Below are 20,598 nucleotides of genomic sequence, written 5' to 3' on the forward strand. Positions count from 1 at the left end.
TTAAACGCGTTTCGCTCTAGCCCCAAGTAGGCTAGAGCTGAGCATTAAACAGGAAAGTGCAATATGGCTAAGCCAGCAGCGCGCAGCACCAAGAAGAAAGTCAAAAAGACGGTCGTCGATGGTGTTGCTCATGTACATGCCTCATTCAATAACACGATCGTAACGATCACCGATCGCCAAGGCAATGCTTTGTCTTGGGCTACTGCAGGTGGTTCTGGTTTTCGTGGTTCTCGTAAAAGTACTCCTTTCGCAGCTCAAGTAGCAGCGGAACGTGCCGGTACTGTCGCACAAGAATTTGGCCTTAAAAACGTTGATGTAATGATTAAAGGACCTGGTCCTGGTCGTGAGTCTGCAGTTCGAGCATTGAACTCTTTAGGCTTACGTATTAATAACATCACAGATGTGACGCCAATCCCGCACAACGGTTGCCGTCCACCTAAGAAACGTCGCGTTTAAAGGAGACAGATACATGGCTCGTTATATAGGTCCAACTTGTAAGTTGTCTCGTCGTGAAGGTACCGACTTGCAATTGAAGAGCGGTTCACGCGCTCTTGAGTCGAAATGTAAAGCAGATACGGTTCCTGGTGTGCACGGTGCACGTCGCGGTCGTCTTTCTGATTACGGCTTACAATTACGTGAGAAACAAAAAGTACGTCGTATGTATGGAGTGCTTGAAAAGCAATTCAGTAATTACTACAAATCTGCTGCTCGTTTCAAAGGCGCAACTGGTGAAAACTTGTTACAACTTTTGGAATCACGTTTAGATAACGTTGTTTATCGCGCAGGTTTTGGTTCTACACGTGCGGAAGCTCGTCAATTAGTTGGCCATAAAGGCATTCTAGTAAATGGCGCTACGGTTAACATTGCATCCTTCCAAGTTAAGGCTGGCGATGTTGTATCTATCCGTGAAAAAGCTAAGAAGCAATTGCGTGTTCAAAACGCACTAGAGCTATCTAAAGGTCGTGCACCGATCCATTGGATCGAAGTTGATTCAACTAAACTGGAAGCTACTTTTAAAGCTGCTCCAGAACGTGCCGATTTATCAGCTGAAATTAATGAGAACCTAATTGTCGAGCTTTACTCTAAGTAAGCTGGTGATTAGGATTAAGAAATAGGTGGATCTATGCAGCGTTCAGTGAGCGAATTGTTAACCCCACGCAACATTGAAGTTCAAGAATTAGGCAATTGCCGTTCTAAAGTTACACTACAACCACTAGAACGTGGTTTTGGTCATACTTTAGGTAACGCATTACGTCGTATTCTTCTATCTTCTATGCCAGGTTGTGCGATTGTTGAAGTTGAAATCGACGGTGTATTACACGAATACAGCGCAATCGAAGGGGTTAAAGAAGATGTAATTGAGATTCTTCTTAACCTGAAAGGAGTTGCGATCGCTCTACACGGGCAAGATGAAGCAACTCTTACTCTAAGTAAAAAAGGTCCTGGAATCGTAACGGCTGGTGATATCCAGTTGGTTGCTGATGCAGAGATCGCTAACCCAGATCATATCATTGCGCACTTAGATGATACTGCAGAGCTAAATATGCAGATCAAAGTCGCTCGTGGTCGTGGTTATGAGCCTGCTGATGCTCGTGTTGCTGGCGACGATGAGACTCGTCCAATTGGTCGCTTGCAGCTTGATGCCTCATTCAGCCCTGTTCGCCGTGTGGCTTACAGTGTCGATAATGCTCGTGTAGAGCAACGTACAGATTTGGATAAGTTAGTCTTAGACATCGAATCCAATGGTACGATTGATGCTGAAGAAGCTATCCGTCGCGCAGCGACTATTCTTCAACAACAAATCGCTGTTTTTGTCGCCCTTGAAAGCGAAAGCGAAGCACCTGTTGAAGAAGAAGAGGATGAGATTGATCCAATTTTGCTACGCCCGGTTGATGATCTTGAGTTAACCGTTCGCAGTGCTAACTGTTTGAAAGCAGAGAACATTTATTACATCGGTGATTTGATTCAACGTACTGAGGTTGAGCTTCTTAAGACGCCTAACCTAGGTAAGAAGTCGTTAACTGAAATCAAAGATGTTTTAGCACAGCGTGGTTTGTCTTTGGGAATGCGTCTAGAAAACTGGCCACCAGCTAGTTTAAAAGACGATAGCAAAGTTCTAGCTCGCTAGGTCATTGTTCCCTGACCACCGTAGTTTGGTAAGGAATGTAAAATGCGTCATCGTAAGAGTGGTCGTCACTTAAACCGTACTAGCTCACATCGTAAAGCGATGTTTAAAAATATGGCTGCTTCTTTGTTTGAGCACGAAGTTATTAAAACTACGTTGCCTAAAGCAAAAGAATTACGCCGTGTTGCTGAGCCATTGATCACATTGGCGAAAATTGATTCGGTTGCGAATCGTCGTCTAGCCTTTGCTCGTACTCGTAGCAAAGATGCAGTAGGTAAATTGTTTACGCAGCTTGGTCCTCGTTACCAATCTCGTCCTGGTGGGTATATCCGCATTTTAAAATGTGGTTTCCGTACTGGTGACAACGCGCCTATGGCTTATGTTGAATTGGTCGATCGACCAGTTGCTGAAGCCGCTGAGTAACATCAGTTTGTAATAAAAAAGCCGAGCTATTAGCTCGGCTTTTTTTGTACCTAAATAAAGTTAAATATCGTAATTGAAAAGTTATAAGCTTTATTGTGTATTAGCTATGAAGACAAAAAAACGCCTGATAAATGAATATTTATCAGGCGTTTTATTCTTAACTCACCTTCGCCTTTATTGATTAAAGACGAAGTCTCATTTCTATACTAACCTAACATAGGCTTTAAGAAGCGAGCGGTATGAGACTTAGTAACTTGACTAACCTCTTCTGGCGTCCCTTCTGCAATGATGAAACCACCTCCACTTCCGCCTTCAGGGCCTAAGTCTATCACCCAATCAGCCGTTTTAATGACATCCAAATTGTGTTCGATAACGACAACAGTATTACCATGATCCCTCAGTCTATGAAGCACTTTAAGCAGCTGTTCAATGTCAGCAAAGTGTAACCCAGTGGTTGGCTCATCAAGAATATACAAGGTTGTGCCTGTGTCGCGTTTAGAAAGCTCTTTAGCAAGCTTCACTCGCTGTGCTTCACCGCCTGACAGAGTGGTAGCGGCTTGTCCTAAACGAATATAACCCAAACCTACATCCATGAGAGTTTGAAGCTTACGGGCAATAGAAGGAACGGCATCGAAAAATTCACGAGCGGTTTCAATGGTCATTTCAAGGCATTGGTGAATGTTCTTGCCCTTGTAGTGGATCTCTAATGTTTCGCGGTTATAGCGTTTGCCTTTGCAGGTATCACATGGAACATACACATCAGGAAGGAAATGCATCTCGACCTTGATAACGCCATCGCCCTGACAGGCTTCACAACGTCCACCTTTTACATTGAAACTGAATCGACCCGGTTTATAACCACGAGAGCGAGCTTCTTGTGTGGCTGAGAATAACTCACGCATTGGAGTGAAGATGCCAGTATAAGTTGCAGGGTTGGATCTTGGTGTGCGACCGATCGGGCTCTGATTAATATCAACACATTTATCAAACAGCTCTAATCCTTCAATGCGATCATGAGGTGCAGCTTTTAGAGTTGTTGCGCCATTTAATGCAGTGGCAGCAAGCGGGTACAGAGTGCCGTTTACTAAAGTTGATTTACCAGAGCCAGAAACGCCTGTAACACATGTCATAACACCTACAGGAATCTTTAAATCAACTGTATTTAAATTATTACCCGTTGCGCCTATTAGGTTGAGCGATTTACCTTCTTTGGCTTTATGGCGAATCGCTGGGATTTCTATTTTTCGTTTTCCTGTTAGATACTGACCTGTCACGGATTCTGGGCAATCCATAATGTCCTGAGGTGTGCCACTTGCGATGATTTGTCCACCGTGAATGCCTGCACCAGGACCAATGTCGACAACAAAATCAGCAATACGAATAGCGTCTTCATCATGCTCAACAACGATAACTGTGTTACCTAAGTCGCGTAATCGAGTAAGAGTTGCAATTAGGCGTTCATTGTCTCTTTGATGTAAGCCAATAGATGGCTCATCAAGTATGTACATAACACCAACAAGGCCAGCACCAATCTGGCTTGCCAACCGAATGCGTTGAGCTTCACCACCGGACAAAGAGTCGGCTTTACGATCTAGCGTAAGATAATCCAAACCAACGTTTACCAAGAAAGTGAGTCGATCACAAATTTCCTTCAGTATTTTCGATGCTATCTCACCACGAGCGCCTGGTAGTTCAAGGGCTTTGAAATACATTAAGCATTCCGCAATAGGGTAAGTAACAATTTCAGGTAGGGTTTGTTCACTGATAAAGACGTTACGTGCTGATCGGTTAAGCCGCGCGCCGTGACATTCTGGGCAGGCCTGAACGCTGATGTACTGCGATAAATCATCACGCACACTGTCAGATTCCGTTTCGTGGTAACGACGTTGTAGATTAGGGATAACTCCTTCAAAAGAATGCGAGCGTGTCATTTTATCGCCGCGTTCGTTTATATAGACGAAATCAATCTTATCCTTTCCAGAACCTTGTAAAATTCGTTCTTTAAACTCACTTGGAATGTCTTTGTATTTTGATTCGATATCAAAGTCATAGTGTTTCGCAAGCGCACTTAGCTGCTGGTAATAAAAGATACTGCGTCGTCCCCAACCTCGAATTGCGCCTTCTGCTAGCGTTAGGGTTTCATCCTGAATGATACGTTCTGGATCAAACATTTGGTGTGTGCCTAGGCCATCACACGTCTGACAAGCGCCATTAGGGTTATTGAACGAGAAAAGTCTAGGTTCAAGTTCAGTCAAACTATAGCCACAAACTGGGCAAGCGAACTTACTGGAGAAAATGTATTCTTCTTTTTCATTGTCCATGTTGATTGCTTTTGCGATGCCATCTGACAATGCCAAGCAAGTCTCGAAAGATTCAGCAAGACGCAGCTGTAAATCAGCTCTTACTTTGAAACGATCAATGACAACTTCTATGGTGTGTTTCTTATTTTTCTCTAACGCTGGTGCATCATCTAAATCTACAACGATGCCGTCTATACGTGCGCGAATAAAGCCTTTCGATAGTAAATCACTGATAGTGTGTAAGTGCTCACCCTTTCGATCTTTGACGATAGGTGCAAGCAACATCATCTTAGTTTCTTCAGGTAGAGATATAATTTTATCGACCATTTGTGATATGGTTTGCGCCTCTAAAGGTTCACCATGATCTGGGCAACGAGGTTGCCCTGCTCGTGCAAATAGTAATCTCAGATAATCGTATATTTCTGTTATTGTTCCTACTGTTGATCTAGGATTATGAGACGTCGATTTCTGTTCAATAGAGATAGCAGGAGAAAGGCCTTCAATGTGGTCAATATCCGGCTTTTCCATCATGGATAAGAATTGTCTCGCATAAGTAGACAGAGATTCTACATAGCGACGTTGGCCTTCGGCATACAAAGTATCGAAAGCAAGAGAGGATTTACCAGAGCCTGATAGACCTGTTATTACCACAAGTTTGTCTCTTGGGATGTCTAAATCCACATTCTTCAAATTGTGGGTGCGGGCTCCGCGTATGGTAATGGTATCCATGAGTCTCCAATGTGAAATTGATCAACAGAAAAATCTGCCAGTAAATTAAATAACTGTCTATTTTTACAGTAGTTGAAATGGAGCTTCAACGATATTTTTTGTAAAATGGACATCTTTTTTTCTTAACCCCTAAGTTAAGCGGTTGTAACTTCCTTATGGATCTACTTGAACGTCGTTCTGTTCTTGCTTTAGCACTGATCTATTTATTCAGAATGCTAGGCTTATTTCTTATTATGCCTGTCATTAGTATTGCGGCTGACGGCTTAACCGGTGCAGATGCCGCTTTAATTGGTACGGCTATTGGCATATACGGATTAACCCAAGCCAGCTTACAGATTCCGATGGGAATGTGGTCTGATAAAATCGGCCGTAAACGCGTCATTATAATTGGTCTTTTGCTTTTTGCAGTGGGCAGCCTTATTTGCGCAAACGCAGATGATATCATGGTATTGATTATTGGCCGTGCAGTTCAAGGTGCAGGAGCCATTGCTAGTACTTTGATGGCGCTTTTGAGTGATGTAACTCGAGAACAAAATCGCACTAAAGCAATGGCGATTGTCGGCGTGAGTATCGGTGCGTCCTTCATGATATCTCTGGTATTAGGGCCGTGGATTTTTGCCTTAGTAGGGTTGTCTGGGCTTTTCTACCTCTCTTTTGCGTTATCTTTACTGGGCATCGCATTGATCATTTTTGCTGTGCCTAATATCGTACAGCACACTTTTCGAAGAGACACGACTCCGAGCCTGTTAGCGCTTGGCCTTGTCCTAAAGGATTCAAAGCTTCGTTTCCTAAATGTGAGCGTGTTATTACTGCATGCAAGTTTAACGGCGTTGTTTATTACGATTCCAAACTTATTGCTTAAACAATTTGATTTGCCATTGGCAGAACACAGTTGGCTTTACCTAGGTGTCATGGGTTTTGCGTTTGTAGGTATGCTACCATTAGTGATCATTGCTGAGTCAAAAGGCAAAATGAAAGGCGTATTATTTGTTGTGCTTATCCTATTAGGAGCGAGCGCAATATTGCTACAATGGGCAACTCATGTTTGGTTGTTTAGCGTCTTCTTGTGGGTCTACTTTGTGGGCTTTAATGCATTGGAAGCAACGTTGCCTTCATTAATTAGTAAACTGGCGCCAGTTGGTTATCGCGGCACAGCAATGGGTGTTTTTTCTACCCATCAATTTATTGGCTCTTTCTTGGGCGGTGTCGGTGGCGGATGGCTGCTACAAAACTACTCAAGCAATGGTGTGTTCTGGGTGGTTGGCGTGGTATTTTTGGCTTGGTCGCTTGTTTGTCTCGCGCAACCTGCACCTCGTCAATTAAGCAGTTTAGCGTTTAGCTTACCCAATATGACAGAAGACGAAATAACGAAGTTGGCGGATCAACTTTCTGAAATCCAAGGAGTGGAAGGTATGCAAATTTTCAAAGATGAGCAAACGGCTTATCTTAAAGTCGATAAGACAGTATTAGACAAAGAAACCTTGGCGCGCTTAGCGCCGCAAGTGGCTCTTTAGAAAAACATTATTTTTATTTGGAGAATAACGTCATGGCGCGTGGAATAAACAAAGTAATCTTGATTGGTAATGCAGGAAATGATGCCGAAGTGCGTTTTATGCCATCTGGTGCAGCAGTAGCAAATGTAAACCTTGCGACCTCAGAAAGCTGGCGTGACAAGCAAACTGGACAGATGCAAGAGCGTACAGAATGGCATCGAGTTGCGTTTATGGACCGTGGTAACTTCCGTCTTGGTCAAATCGCTGGTGATTTCATCAAGAAAGGCTCAAAAGTTTATGTAGAAGGTTCATTGCGCACTCGTGAATGGGAAAAAGACGGTATCAAGCGTTATACAACTGAAATCGTTGCTAATGAAATGCAATTACTCGATGGCCGTAACGATGGTGGTAATGGCCAGCAAGGCGGATATGATTCAGCGGGACAAGGTGGTTACGGTCAGGCGCCAGCACAAGCCGCTCCTCAACAAGGTGGATACGGTCAAGCGCCAGCTCAGCAAGCACCACAACAAGCTGCACCACAAGGTTTTAACCAGCCACAAGGTGGTGGATACCAAGCACCAGCACGTCAAGCTGCGCCACAACAGCCTGCAGCTCAACAAGCAGCACCTCAAGGTCAGCCTCAATCTTTCGGTAGCTGGGGGAATGCACCACAACAGGCTCCTGCTCAAGCAGCACCGCAGCAACGTGCACCTCAACAAGCACCAAAAGCACCTGAGCCAAAGCCACAACAAGCGCCAAACTTTGATGACTTTGACGATGACATTCCTTTTTGAGGAGTCGTTTTAAAGAGTTGTTTAAACTCGATTAAAAAAACTTCCAAAGCCTCGCATACGTGAGGCTTTTTTGTATTTTTAGTTTATTGAGATTGAAGTGCGTATTGAGTAGCGCTTCCGTTTGTCGTGTGTCAAACATCACTCGCATCGACACTATCGTTTGACCTCTGCTCGTGGTGATGTTTTGACACACTCGAATTTAATGCGGATTTAAAGTAGGTCTGTATTTAGGCTGACAGTAGAGGTTTGGATTCAGAACTAATCTAAAGGTCTAAGCATATAAATGCTAAGACAAAGAAAGAAATACAATTTCACAGTATAAAAACTTAACAGAGAGAAGAGCAAGGATCTGATAATGAATAAAATAATGTTAGTGGTTTCATTGGGCGTCTTGGCTTTGTCGGGTTGTCAGCCTGCTCAAAACAGGATTCAAACTGCAGGGAATGAACTTGTGCTTGATGGTGTGTGGCAAGTAGAAGATATTGATTTAGGCGGCGTGATTGATTCCAGTATGATGACCATTGAGTTTGATGATCAAGGGAGAGTGTCAGGTTCTACCGGATGTAATAGATATACGGCGGAAATTGATGTGGAAGGTGATACTTTCTTAGTGTCGAAAGCGGCGTCTACTCGTCGTCTCTGTGCGCCTTCACTTAACCTGCAAGAGCAGCGTTTCTTATCTGCGTTAAACGATGTAACGCATTATGAATTCAACGGCCATAACGCTTTGATTGTTCTTGATGCTGAAAATAGTCAAAGACTTAAGTTGGTAGAGATGACTTTAAAAGAAGATTAATACACTATTCATTTTCGTCATATAAAGGGTAAGTGCTCTTAAATCTGAATCATCAAGAAAAGGTTTCTATTTATAGAAGCCTTTTTTGTTGGTGCTCATATAATAAAGAATAAGAGTTGGAGGAGTGAGGTGTCGGTGGGTGGAATTTACTCAGGAGGTAGCAGGCATTAAAAAGCTTGAAAAAGTGGAGTGTATTTTGTTTAGAAAGATGTGCCGGGCTATCGATATTGTTCACAGTTATTGTCATGATATAGACGATAATAAACTGCATTTTTTGTGTGAGACTAGCTCAGAGGATATTGAGTAGAAATATCTGCTGAGCGTTTGGTTTCATTTCTGAAAGAAACTTATGACTGAGTCACTGTCAGTACTATTTTCCCCAAATGGTTTTTCTTTTGGAATGCTTCTTGCGCTTGAACGATTTCCTTGAGTGGATAGGTGTGTGCCACAAGTGGTTTTATCTTTCCTTGCTCAAGATAGCGAATGAGGTTGCCGAATACGTCAGGCGCTAAAACCGTGCAGCCAAACAAACTCAAGTCTTTCAAGTATAGGGTTCGTACGTCTAGCTCTACAAAGGCACCACCAATGGCGCCAGAAACAGCATAACGACCAAAAGGTTTGAGTACTTCTAGGAAAACAGGCCATTGTTGACCAGCAACTAGATCAATAACAACATCGATGCTGCTTTCACCTAAAGCGGCGACTATGTCATCTTCTCGGGTAAGTGCTTGGTCGGCGCCTATGTCCAATAATGCTTGGCGTTTATCCGCGCTGGTAATCGCAACAACATAGGCTCCGCGAGCTTTTGCTAATTGTATGGCAGCAGAGCCTACTCCACCGGATGCACCAGAAATCAAAATCCTATCTCGTTCGTTAACATTGGCTCGGCTTAGCATGTTCTCTGCTGTTGAATAAGAGCAAGGGAATGATGCCAGTTCTATATCTGATAAATGACTTTTGATTGCGTAGGCATGTCTGTCTGCCACTTTCGTATATTCTGCAAAACCACCATTACATTCAGAGCCAAAATAACCGGCTGGATTGAGCTTTTCACTGTCGATTTCTTGTAGACAAGGCTCGATTAAAACACGTTCGCCAATTCGGTTTGGATTGACTTTGCCGCCAACAGCAACGATGGTGCCACACACATCCGCGCCTTGTATAAGAGGAAATGACAGAGCATGACCAGACCAGCTGGCGTCAGAACTGTCGGCCTCTTTTTTTGAATACCAAGCTAAACGAGTATTGATGTCGGTGTTGTTTACGCCAGCCGCAGAGACGCGAATGAGTACGTCGTGGTTTGTTAGTGTTGGTACGGATAGGTTATCGCGATAATGTAACTTATCTGTATCACCATGTTCTGTTAGCACGATGCCGCTCATGGTATTTGGAATGGTGTTTTTTGAGATTGTGGAGGTCATATGAATCACCTTTTAGTCTGATGTTTGGTAGTCATGAGAGTGGAAAGCGCGGTTTGAGCAGAGGTAATAGCTTCTGTGCCTAAAATAGGCCATGCACTGGAAACACCTTCATGTAGTAAAAATAGAATATTTGCTAAATCGGCTCTGTGGCTTTTTGCTGCTAAAAACTGGTGAACCGATTCTTTGTGCTCTTTAACGGCTTGATCAATCATGGCGTTATCAGGAAATGCAGCAATGGCGTTCATTGATAGGCAACCGTGAGGCGCGTTATCAGTCATCCAGACTTCAAGTCGCTGAAAAATCGTAGACAGATTTTGTTCACCTTCATTTGATAAACCGTTCTCAAGATAAGCAAGGTAACGCTGGTGGCGATACTCTAGCGCAGCAACCACCATCGCTTCCTTTGAAGGGTAGTGTTTATAAAGTGTGCGTAAGCTCACGTTACAAGCGGTCTTTAGCTTGTCAACATTAGGTTCAGCAAAACCATATTGGCTGAATGCAAGCTCAAGACTCGCGGCGATTTGTTGTTTCAAAATGCGGCTCCCTAAAGGTAGAGTATTTATTCTACCTACAGAGTAGAATAAATGCTCTACCTTTGTCAATGTCGTGTTATCGCGTATAGAGGGCTTTGTTTGGAGTAAGGTGATATCTGACATAGATTTATCGGAATAGTTACTATTTTTCAGCAAGCTGAAACAGATCTGAATGGTCTAGATTAAAAAAATTAGCTATTTGACGATGTAATAAAAGATTAGAAGAACCTCTCTTTACTTTTCATGTTTAGAGAGGTTTTTTTATGTTTTTAGAAAAACTTCTAAAAAATAATGTGATTGTTTTTTATTCTGATTCTTGTCAGTTTTTTTATGAAACGATTATGTTTCAGTTGCTAAAATAAATTAAATCGTCCTGAAATCATTATCATCTACTTCTATCTTGTTGATAACTGTCTTTTTCTGTCATAAATACGTCACGTAATTTTCTTATCCTTTGTTGCATTAAAGTTTTGCGGTAAAGGGTTGGTCATTATGAACATCAAAGATGTGGCAGCGTTAGCAGGTGTTTCTCCTGCAACGGTTTCGAGGTGCTTGAATAATACAGGTCCGTTGAGTGATAGCGCTCGGGCTCGTGTTGAAAAAGTGATTGCGTTGACGGGCTACGATGTCAATCAAGCCTCTAAACAGGTCGATTTAAACCATAATCCGACCATTGGTGTAATGATTCCAAGCTTATTGAATCCTGTTTTTTCTGAAATTGTGGCAGGGATTCAGCTGCGCGCTCGTCACTTTGGCTACTCCGTTATTGTTGTTGATACTCAATATGAGCGTAGCAGAGAAAAGCAGGCCATTATCGACTTGATTCGTCAGCGAGTGACGGGCGTGATTCTTACCACGGCGTCAGTAGAAGACAACGAAGCTTTGTCTTTATTACGAGAGTTTCACTTTCCTTTTTGCCTTGTCCATAACCAATCTCCAAATGAGCCCTGTGTGTACGTCGACAACTATCAAGCAGGTTGGGATGTCGCTGACAAGCTGCTGGCGTTAGGTCATCGGAAAGTGGGCATGGTTGCAGGGCGTTTTCAATCTTCCGATAGAGCCAAACAACGTTACCTTGGTTTTACAGAAAGACTCAATCAACAATCCGCCTTGCTTCCTATGTCTTTAGTTGAAGTAGATCAGTATGCATTAACGCCATTCGATAATACTCAAGGCTCATTTTTTGATTCGCCCTCTGCTCCAACAGCATGGTTTTGCAGTAATGATTTACTGGCGTTGAAGCTGGTGAATCATCTGAAAGCGAAAGGTATTTCTATTCCTGACAGGGTTTCTGTCGTGGGTTTTGATGGCATGGCTTTAGGCCAAATTCTTTATCCTCCTTTGGCCACCATTCAAATACCTCATCACACCATGGGTTTGTACGCGGTGGATTTATTGTTTAACAGCAAACACAAAACAACGCTGCCTTTATCGAGGAAACTAGATTATCAACCCCATTTTGTGGGAACCATGGCTGAGTGTCAGCCGCCAACAATGCGATGTGTTCTTTAAAATTTTAGGAGAGAGTTTAATGAGTGTTTTTAAAAAGGTAATTAAGCTGACCGTTCTATCGTTAGGGCTTAGCGCAGGAACATCTTACGCAGCGGATGCGATTTGTTATAACTGTCCACCAGAGTGGGCTAATTGGGGTGGGCAGCTTGAGTTAATTAAAAAAGACTTGGGTATTTCTATCCCGATGGATAATAAAAATTCAGGTCAGACTTTGTCGCAGCTGGTGGCAGAACAAAATAGCCCAGTCGCGGATGTGGCGTATTACGGCGTATCTTTTGGTATTAAAGCGGCTAAAATCGGCGTGGTAGAGGCTTATAAACCAAAAAATTGGGATAAAATTCCAACAGGTTTGAAAGACCCTGATGGTAAATGGTTTGCGATTCACTCTGGGACTATTGGTTTTTTTGTTAATAAAGATGCGTTAGATGGCCGCCCTGTACCACAGTCATGGAATGATCTTTTAAAACCAGAATACAAGGGAATGGTTGCGTATCTTGATCCGACAAGTGCCTTTGTTGGTTATGCGAGTGCTGTTGCAATTAACCAATCTTTTGGTGGCAGTTTGAGCGATTTCACACCAGCCATTAGCTATTTCAAAGAACTTTCTAATAATCGCCCAATCGTTCCTAAGCAAACCGCTTACGCTCGTGTTATCTCTGGTGAAATTCCTATTCTTCTTGATTATGATTTCAACGCTTACCGTGCGAAATACAAAGACGGCGCTAATGTTGCTTTTGTGATTCCTAAAGAAGGTTCTGTTGTTGTGCCTTATGTAATGAGTGCGGTGAAAAATTCGCCAAATCCTAAAAATGCCCACAAAATATTAGATTTTGTCTTATCGGATAAAGGTCAAGCTGTATGGGCAGAGGCTTTTCTTCGCCCTGTTATTTCTTCTGCAATGACGCCTGAAATTGAAGCTAAATTTTTACCGGCGACAGATTATGAACGAGCGAAAACCGTTGATTTTGGCAAGATGGCAGAAGTGCAATCAGGCTTTGCAGAGCGTTATTTGAACGAAGTCCGTTAATGAAAAAGTAGATGTCTTTATAAGATAAGGAGCGATGCTGCTCTTTGTCTTATAAGGAACTGAACGTAAAAATATTGTGTGGCGAAGTCTATATGAAGCAAAACAGGCAACATTACTTATTAATTATTCCGGCAGTCATCCTTTGTTTTGTGTTTTTTTTACTGCCGATGATGAAGTTACTTTGGCTGTCATTAACGGAACAACAAGGAATGAGTTATTGGTATATTTTAACGAAACCCATTTATTTACGAAGCCTTTTATCAACGCTTTTACTGTCTTTGGTGGTTACTGCTGCGAGTTTAATTATTGCGACCGTCGTGGGATTGTTTTTGACGCGTTATGAATTTAAAGGCAAGCCAGTATTGGTCGCTATGTTGAGCTTTCCTTTGGTGTTTCCTGGTGTCGTGATTGGTTTTTTTGTGATCATGCTGGCAGGGCGACAAGGTTTGTTTGCCGAATTGGGGCTCGCTTTGGTAGGTGATCGCTGGACCTTGGCATATTCCATTTCAGGTCTATTTATTGGCTATTTATATTTTTCTATTCCTCGTGTAGTGCTCACTGTAATGGGCGCAGCAGAAAAGCTAGATTACAACCTGATTGAGGCGGGTCGTTCGTTAGGGGCGAATCGTTGGCAACTACTGCGTGATATTACTTTACCGGCTTTAACGCCGGGTTTAATTTCGTCTGGTTCTATTTGTTTTGCAACTTCCATGGGGGCCTTTGGTACGGCCTTTACGTTGGCGACGAATCTCAATGTATTGCCAATGACGATTTATACCGAATTTACGCTTAATGCCAATTTTGCCATGGCTGCAGCGTTGAGTTTGATCCTCGGGTTTATCACTTGGTTATGTTTAGCTATTGCTCGTCGTCAAGGTGGTTCGTCATTGGGGATGGGAGGTTGATATGAAAAAGGGTGTGTATTTTTATCTGCAACTTACGTTTACCTTGGTGGTTTGCGCGTTTTTGATTGTGCCTATTTTTATGTCCATAACCGCTGGGCTGACCAATAATTATTTTATCGGTATCAAAAGTGGTTTTACGTTTCGCTGGGTTATCCAGGTATGGAGCCTTTATTCGGATACGATTTGGTTGACCATGAAAATAGCCTTGGTCACGACAGTTATCAATGTCTGTGTCGGTGTGCCCTGTGCTTATTATTTGGCGCGAACTCGTACTAAGTTCTCTGCCTTTTTAGATGAATGTTTGACCTTGCCGATTGCTATTCCGGGTATGGCAATCGCTTTGGGTTTGATATCGGTTTATGGCGGTATTAGTGATTTTCGTATGAGCTGGTTATTCATCTTAGTAGGGCATGTGATTTTTACTTTGCCATTTATGGTCAAGTCAGTTTTGGCGGTATTGCAAAGCATTAATATTCGACTCTTGGAGGAAGGTGCAGCCAGTTTAGGAGCAAGCTTTTGGCAGCGTTTTTTTCATGTGATCGTACCGAATTGTAAAACCGGTATTGTCAGCGGTATCTTGATGACGCTGACATTATCTGCAGGAGAATTTAACCTGACATGGATGTTACATACTCCGATTACTAAAACATTGCCGGTTGGGCTGGCAGACTCTTATGCCTCTATGCGGTTAGAAGTGAGCTCTGCTTATACCTTAATTTTCCTCGGTATGATTCTACCGTTATTAGTCGCCGCGCAATGGCTTAATCGTAAACCCAAGCCTAGGGCTTAGTTGTAACTAAACAATAACTGCGAATCAATGATATGGGTAATAAAATGAAGAATGCATCGACCAGTGTGGCGATTACCTTAAAGCAGGTACAGAAAACATTTTTGGATGGCACGTTAGCGCTTAAGCCTCTCGATTTACATATTGAGAAGGGCGAAATATTGGTTTTGCTGGGCCCATCTGGTTGCGGAAAAACCACCACTTTACGTTTGATTGCGGGTTTGGAGTTTTGCGATCAAGGGGGGAGTATTTGTTTTGGCGAACGGGATGTAACAGAGATTCCTATAGAGCAGCGTAGGGTTGGAATGGTGTTTCAGTCGTATGCTTTGTTTCCTAATATGAATGTCAGTGAAAACATCGCTTATGGTTTGCGAGTGCGGGGTGACAGTAAAGATAGCAAAGATAAAAAAATCCAAGAAATGTTAGATATGTTCGACTTGCAGGAGTACGCCCATCGTAATATTGATCAGTTGTCGGGTGGACAGCGCCAGCGTGTGGCGTTAGCCAGAGCCATTATTACTGAGCCTGAGGTGTTGCTTCTTGATGAGCCTTTATCTGCTTTAGATGCTTTTTTGAAAAAACGTTTACGAACAGACATCAATGCTTTGCTAAAGCGTTTAGGTATTACCGCCGTTTATGTGACACATGATCAGGAAGAGGCTATGGCGATGGGAGATCGAATTGCCATATTAAATCATGGTGAGATTGTTCAGATAGGGTCAGCCGAAGACATTTATTTATCGCCAAAAAACGAATTTGTCGCCAATTTTATAGGTCAGATGAATCACTTCGAGGGTCAGCTTAAAGAGCAGGCTTTATCGTTCGGATCGCATTGTTTGCCATTGTCTGCTGATTTTTATGGCCTACATTCAGAGGGTGATAGGCTTCGCTGTATGTCTCGCCCTGAAGATATTCGTTTAACTCCGTTTGAAGACTCGAGTGTCATTGGGAAAGTGTCACAAAGTGTTTTTTTAGGAGATAGGACCCGCGTGTTAATCGAAGTAATAGGCTTAGACGATTTGATTCACGTTGATTGCTTTGAGCGAAAACGCTATGCCAAAAATGATCCAGTAGGATTGCTTGTTTCACCTGCTAGGTTGGTGTTATTACCAACGAAACCGGCCGAGGTGACAGTATGTTAATTGCCCAATTAACGGATCTGCATATCAAAAAGCAAGGCAAAATTGCGTATCAAAAAGTCGATACTTTACAGTGCTTGAAAAATGCGGTGTCTCATATTAATGATTTGTTACCTCAACCAGACTGGGTTGTGGTCACTGGGGATTTAGGCGATTTTGGTACATCAGAAGAATACGATGTATTGGTACCAGAGCTTAAAAAACTTAAGGCTCCCATAAAAGTCATACCGGGTAACCATGATCATAGAGATCATCTTCGAGTGGCTTTCGATAGTTTTGCCAGTTTTGATCATTCGGAGTTTTGTCACTTCTCACAATGTATTGAGGGTTACCTTTTAATTGGTTTAGATACATCTGTGCTTGGAAAACCCTATGGTCAGCTAGCATCTGAGTCTTTAGTTTGGTTGTCAGAGCAGCTTGTTAATCATGAAGCGTTACCCACGTTGATTTTTCTGCATCATCCGCCTATGTCGGTGGGTATCGATCATATGGATGTACAAAAGCTCCTAAACGATGATGCGTTATGGCAGGTGGTCAAGCATCATAAGCAAGTAAAAGGTCTTGTTGCCGGGCATTTGCATCGTGCTATTTATGCAACATGGCATGGCTTACCTGTTTGGGTTGGGCCTTCTCATAGTCATGCAGTAACATTAGACTTAGCACCTAATGCGCCATCTAGTTTTTCGTTAGAGCCTCCTGCTATTCAATTATTTAAATTAGATAAAAACGGAATTACGAGTCATATTAGTTATATTGTTCCGAAAGATAAGGCGATAGGGCCTTTTCCCTTCTTTGATGAAAATAACAAGTTAATTGATTAACTTTCTTCCTGTTAAATACTTTCTTCCTGTTAAATACTTTCTACTGGAATAAAAAGGTTTCTATTTATAGAAGCCTTTTTTTGTCTGTGCTCATATAATTACGAATAATAGTTGGATGTATGAGGTGTTGGCGGGTGGATAATGAAGATGAAGCATCTTTGTTTGCTCAGGAAGTAGCAGGCATAAAAAAGCTTGAAAAAAGTGAAGTGTATCTCGCAAAGAAAGGTCCGCTGGTGGATTACAATGAGCGCCAGAAGGCAGCAATGATTGCGGTGGAGGCAGATAAAAATCATTTGTCCCATGATTATGTGGAGAAGGTTGATCCTAATGATGTACTGCAATTTAAACGTTCTGGTGTGCAAGATGGTGTTTTCAAACGCCTGAGGCAAGGTAAGTACGGCATTGAAGCAAGGTTAGATTTACACAATCATACCGTGGCGCAGTCTCGTGAGCAGGTTTATCAGTTTGTGAATGATTGCATGCGAAACGATATTCGCGTGGCGATTTTAGTTCATGGTAAAGGTGACCGTGAACCAGACCCAGAAAACCAAGCTATGTTGAAAAGTCATATCAATAAATGGTTACGGGATTTAGACCCTGTGATGGCGTTCCATAGTGCGCAAAGGCACCATGGTGGTTTGGGTGCTGTGTATCTCTTATTCAAAAAAACAGAGAAAGTACGTTTGGAGGATTGGGAAAAACATCAGAAACGATAATGTTTTTTTAAATTGAACAAGAAAGCTTTCACGTTAGTTCGTGCAGTAAAAGTCATATTTTTGCTATAATCCCGCCACTTTGCTGCCTTGAGTTTAATCAAGCTGCCCCAAACATACAGACATCGTATCCTAATTTTATCGAGGTAGAGAATGGCAAACCGCACCGCACACCATCCTGCGTTTACATTTCTTCGCAGTGAGTTTATCAGCGCGCTTAACGTGACCGTTCAAGAGTTTGAGCATACGGCAACAGGTGCTAAGCATTTTCACATCGCATCCGACAACGACGAAAACGTTTTTTTGGTGGGTTTAAAAACCGTACCAACTGATTCTTGTGGCGTTGCGCACATTCTTGAGCACACCGTGTTGTGTGGTTCTGAGCGTTTTCCTGTTCGTGATCCTTTCTTCATGATGATTCGCCGTTCATTGAATACCTTCATGAATGCGTTTACGTCTTCTGATTGGACGGCTTACCCGTTTGCTAGTAAGAACAAGAAAGATTTTCATAATCTTTTGGGTGTGTATTTAGATGCAGTTTTCTTTTCCCGTCTAGATGAATTGGATTTTTCCCAAGAAGGTCACCGTTTAGAATTCGCAGAACCAGACAATGCGGAATCTGATTTGACCTTTAAAGGCGTTGTGTTTAATGAAATGAAAGGCGCGATGAGTTCAACCACATCCGTTTTGTGGCAAACGCTGACAAAGTATTTATTCCCCAATAACACTTACCATTTTAATTCTGGTGGTGAGCCAAGTGATATTCCTGATTTGTCTTATCAAGATTTATTGGCGTTTTACCGCACCCATTACCATCCTTCCAATGCTGTGTTTATGACGTTTGGTGATATTCCTGCTGAAACCTTGCAAGCTGAATTTGAAGATAAAGTATTAAGTCGATTCGAGCGTTTAGAGACGCAAGTTAGCGTGCCGAACGTGAAACGTTACTTCTCTCCTGTGCGAGTAGAAGAGGGTTACGCCGCAGAAGAAGTGAAAGAAGACGGCAGTCACGTGGTGGTTGGTTGGTTGTTGGGTGAAAGTACCGATTTGAACCAGCAGTTCGAAGCGCAATTATTGTCGAGTGTTCTGTTGGATAACAGTGCTTCACCATTGCTTCGCGTATTGGAAAACAGTGATTTAGGTCGTGCACCGTCGCCATTATGTGGCCTTGAAGACAGCAATAAAGAAATGAGCTTTATGTGTGGTCTGGAAGGCGTGAAACGTGAAGACACAGCACAAGTAGAGGCGCTTGTTTTATCTACGCTAGAAGACATTGCTGAGAAAGGTGTGCCACAAGAATCGGTTGACGCCATGTTGCATCAACTAGAATTGAGCCAGCGTGAAATCGGTGGTGGCAGTTACCCTTATGGTTTGCAGTTGATTCTTGCGGGTTTATCCACAGCGGTTCATTCCGGTGATGTGATTGCTCAGTTGGATCTTGATCCTGTGATCGAAGCTATGCGTGAAAACGTCAAAGACAAACAATACATACCTAATCTGATCAAAGAATTGTTGTTGTCTAATGCACACCGAGTCACGATCACATTGAGCCCTGACGATGCACTTGAAACGCGTCGTAACCAAGCAGAAACAGATCGTTTGAGTAAAATCAAAGCGGCTTTGTCGGATGTAGAAAAACAACAGATTATTGCACGCAGTGCGGCGTTGAAAGCGCGTCAGTCTCAAGTAGACGATATGAGCATATTGCCAAAAGTGGGTTTAGAGGATGTGCCTGCTCGTTTGCCTCAATACGATAACGAAAAGATAGCGGGTGACTTACCTATTACTTTTTATCCACAAGGCACCAACGGTTTGGTTTATCAACAGCTGGTGATTGATCTGCCTGAGTTGAATGAAGAAGAAATTAATTACTTGCCTTTGTTTTCTTCAATGATGACAGAATTAGGTGTTGGCGAAGTCGATTACTTAACCGTTCAAGAGCGTCAGGCACAAGTATGTGGTGGTTTGGGGGCTTCCAATTCGATTCGTGCCACGATTGCTGATCGTCAGGCCGTTAACGGCTACTTTATCTTGTCATCAAAAGCCTTGGTGCCAAACGTGGTCGCAATGAGTGAGCTGGTCAAAGACACTATGTTGAATGTGCGCTTTGATGAAGTGAGCCGTGTGAAAGAACTGGTGGCGCAGCGTCGAGCTCGTCGCGAACAGTCTATAACGGGTCAAGGTCATTCGTTGGCAATGACATCAGCATCCAGTGCTTTGTCTGGTTTGGCTGCTCAGCAAGAAAAATGGGGCGGCATGTCAGGCATACGTTCCGCAATTGCACTGGATGACGCGATGAAAGCCGATAATAGTGCAGTTGAAAGTGTGTTGGCAGTATTTCAACGCATACATGGAAAACTTTTGCAGGCGAAGAAACAGCTTCTGTTGGTTGCTGAGCCTCAACACGAAGACAGTATTCTGAATGATGTTAAAGCCGTTTTTGCTGATTTACCTAAAGGTGAAGCGCAGACTAAATTTGCTTTAGAAGCGGTTGAGTCAAAAACAAATGTGGCTTGGTTAACGTCTACTCAAGTAAGTTTCTGTAGTAAAGCGTTTCGTACCGAATTTGGTAATCACCCAGATGTTGCAGCATTGACTGTATTGGGTGGATTTCTGCGTAATGGTTTCTTACATAGAACGATTCGAGAGCAAGGTGGTGCGTATGGTGGCGGTGCAAGCTTTGATGGTAGCACAGGTTCATTCCGCTTCTATTCTTATCGTGACCCTCGTTTAACGGAAACTTTGGCCGATTTCGATGCTTCTATAGAGTGGATGCTAAACGAATCTCATACCGCGGATGCGCTGGAAGAGGCGATTCTTGGTGTGGTGGGTTCTATGGATAAGCCAGGCTCACCAGCAGGCGAAGCGCAGGGTGACTTCTATGTTTATTTGCATGGGCGTAGCTTAGCGTACAGAGAAGCTTTTCGCGCCAAAGTGTTGTCTGTCACGATCGATCAGTTGCAGCATGTGGCAAAAACCTATCTAACAAAAGAAAATGAAAATACAGCGGTCATAACGTCTACGTCAAAACGCGCAGAGCTAGAAGCTTTAGGGTTTGATATTCAGACGTTGTAGATCCA

At 42.8% G+C, this 20,598-nt stretch carries 18 protein-coding genes; 15 read left to right on the forward strand and 3 right to left on the reverse strand.

Going from position 1 to position 20,598, the window contains the following annotated elements:
• Window positions 1-63: 63 nt before the first annotated feature.
• From rpsK to rplQ, 4 genes are read left to right on the forward strand one after another with little or no spacing between them, the layout of a single operon-like run.
• Window positions 64-456, forward strand: a complete 393-nt coding sequence (gene rpsK / locus MUS1_RS12705; protein WP_036163153.1) for a 30S ribosomal protein S11 — start codon at window positions 64-66, stop codon at window positions 454-456.
• 13 nt (window positions 457-469) lie between these two features.
• On the forward strand, window positions 470-1,090 hold the full coding sequence (gene rpsD, locus MUS1_RS12710) for a 30S ribosomal protein S4 (RefSeq protein ID WP_036163154.1): 621 nt from the start codon (window positions 470-472) through the stop codon (window positions 1,088-1,090).
• Between the two features lie 33 nt (window positions 1,091-1,123).
• Window positions 1,124-2,128, forward strand: coding sequence for a DNA-directed RNA polymerase subunit alpha (locus tag MUS1_RS12715; RefSeq protein WP_036163155.1), 1,005 nt, complete (start codon window positions 1,124-1,126; stop codon window positions 2,126-2,128).
• A 42-nt stretch (window positions 2,129-2,170) separates the two neighbouring features.
• Window positions 2,171-2,548, forward strand: a complete 378-nt coding sequence (gene rplQ / locus MUS1_RS12720; protein WP_036163156.1) for a 50S ribosomal protein L17 — start codon at window positions 2,171-2,173, stop codon at window positions 2,546-2,548.
• Window positions 2,549-2,754: 206 nt separating this feature from the next.
• Here rplQ and uvrA read toward each other — a convergent pair whose 3' ends face one another.
• On the reverse strand, window positions 2,755-5,577 hold the full coding sequence (gene uvrA / locus MUS1_RS12725) for an excinuclease ABC subunit UvrA (RefSeq protein ID WP_036163157.1): 2,823 nt from the start codon (window positions 5,575-5,577) through the stop codon (window positions 2,755-2,757).
• Window positions 5,578-5,732: 155 nt separating this feature from the next.
• Here uvrA and MUS1_RS12730 point away from each other — a divergent pair, with 155 nt between their 5' ends.
• The 3 genes from MUS1_RS12730 (at window position 5,733) to MUS1_RS15735 (ending at window position 8,660) form a co-directional block, all read left to right on the forward strand.
• Window positions 5,733-7,091, forward strand: a complete 1,359-nt coding sequence (locus MUS1_RS12730) for an MFS transporter (RefSeq protein WP_036163159.1) — start codon at window positions 5,733-5,735, stop codon at window positions 7,089-7,091.
• A 32-nt stretch (window positions 7,092-7,123) separates the two neighbouring features.
• Window positions 7,124-7,864: a single-stranded DNA-binding protein gene (gene ssb / locus MUS1_RS12735; RefSeq protein ID WP_036163161.1), complete on the forward strand. Its 741-nt coding sequence runs from the start codon at window positions 7,124-7,126 to the stop codon at window positions 7,862-7,864.
• 355 nt (window positions 7,865-8,219) lie between these two features.
• Complete coding sequence (locus MUS1_RS15735) at window positions 8,220-8,660, forward strand: META domain-containing protein (RefSeq protein WP_051436252.1); 441 nt, start codon at window positions 8,220-8,222, stop codon at window positions 8,658-8,660.
• 347 nt (window positions 8,661-9,007) lie between these two features.
• On the opposite strand, the gene MUS1_RS12745 is transcribed toward MUS1_RS15735, so the two are convergent.
• Window positions 9,008-10,081: an alcohol dehydrogenase family protein gene (locus MUS1_RS12745; RefSeq protein ID WP_036163162.1), complete on the reverse strand. Its 1,074-nt coding sequence runs from the start codon at window positions 10,079-10,081 to the stop codon at window positions 9,008-9,010.
• A gap of 5 nt (window positions 10,082-10,086) precedes the next feature.
• Window positions 10,087-10,614 carry a TetR/AcrR family transcriptional regulator gene (locus MUS1_RS12750; protein ID WP_245595810.1) on the reverse strand — a complete coding sequence of 176 codons (528 nt, stop codon included), beginning with the start codon at window positions 10,612-10,614 and terminating at the stop codon, window positions 10,087-10,089.
• Window positions 10,615-11,106: 492 nt separating this feature from the next.
• Here MUS1_RS12750 and MUS1_RS12755 point away from each other — a divergent pair, with 492 nt between their 5' ends.
• From MUS1_RS12755 to MUS1_RS12790, 8 genes are all read left to right on the forward strand, one after another.
• Window positions 11,107-12,126 (forward strand): substrate-binding domain-containing protein, encoded by a 1,020-nt coding sequence (locus MUS1_RS12755; RefSeq protein WP_036163164.1) that lies wholly within the window; start codon window positions 11,107-11,109, stop codon window positions 12,124-12,126.
• 19 nt (window positions 12,127-12,145) lie between these two features.
• Window positions 12,146-13,153 (forward strand): ABC transporter substrate-binding protein, encoded by a 1,008-nt coding sequence (locus MUS1_RS12760; protein ID WP_036163166.1) that lies wholly within the window; start codon window positions 12,146-12,148, stop codon window positions 13,151-13,153.
• A gap of 92 nt (window positions 13,154-13,245) precedes the next feature.
• Window positions 13,246-14,058, forward strand: a complete 813-nt coding sequence (locus MUS1_RS12765; RefSeq protein WP_036163167.1) for an ABC transporter permease — start codon at window positions 13,246-13,248, stop codon at window positions 14,056-14,058.
• A gap of 1 nt (window position 14,059) precedes the next feature.
• A complete protein-coding gene (locus tag MUS1_RS12770; protein WP_036163168.1) occupies window positions 14,060-14,848 on the forward strand; it encodes an ABC transporter permease in 789 nt (262 codons plus the stop codon).
• Window positions 14,849-14,892: 44 nt separating this feature from the next.
• Complete coding sequence (locus tag MUS1_RS12775) at window positions 14,893-15,987, forward strand: ABC transporter ATP-binding protein (protein ID WP_036163169.1); 1,095 nt, start codon at window positions 14,893-14,895, stop codon at window positions 15,985-15,987.
• Complete coding sequence (locus MUS1_RS12780) at window positions 15,981-16,805, forward strand: phosphodiesterase (RefSeq protein ID WP_036163170.1); 825 nt, start codon at window positions 15,981-15,983, stop codon at window positions 16,803-16,805. The genes MUS1_RS12775 and MUS1_RS12780 overlap by 7 nt, the downstream gene beginning before the upstream one ends.
• 134 nt (window positions 16,806-16,939) lie before the next feature.
• Window positions 16,940-17,521 carry a DNA endonuclease SmrA gene (smrA, locus tag MUS1_RS12785; protein ID WP_036163172.1) on the forward strand — a complete coding sequence of 194 codons (582 nt, stop codon included), beginning with the start codon at window positions 16,940-16,942 and terminating at the stop codon, window positions 17,519-17,521.
• 150 nt (window positions 17,522-17,671) lie between these two features.
• Window positions 17,672-20,593 (forward strand): insulinase family protein, encoded by a 2,922-nt coding sequence (locus MUS1_RS12790; RefSeq protein WP_036163173.1) that lies wholly within the window; start codon window positions 17,672-17,674, stop codon window positions 20,591-20,593.
• Window positions 20,594-20,598: the final 5 nt, after the last annotated feature.

The sequence above is a fragment of the Marinomonas ushuaiensis DSM 15871 genome (assembly GCF_000521805.1).
Lineage (GTDB): Bacteria > Pseudomonadota > Gammaproteobacteria > Pseudomonadales > Marinomonadaceae > Marinomonas > Marinomonas ushuaiensis.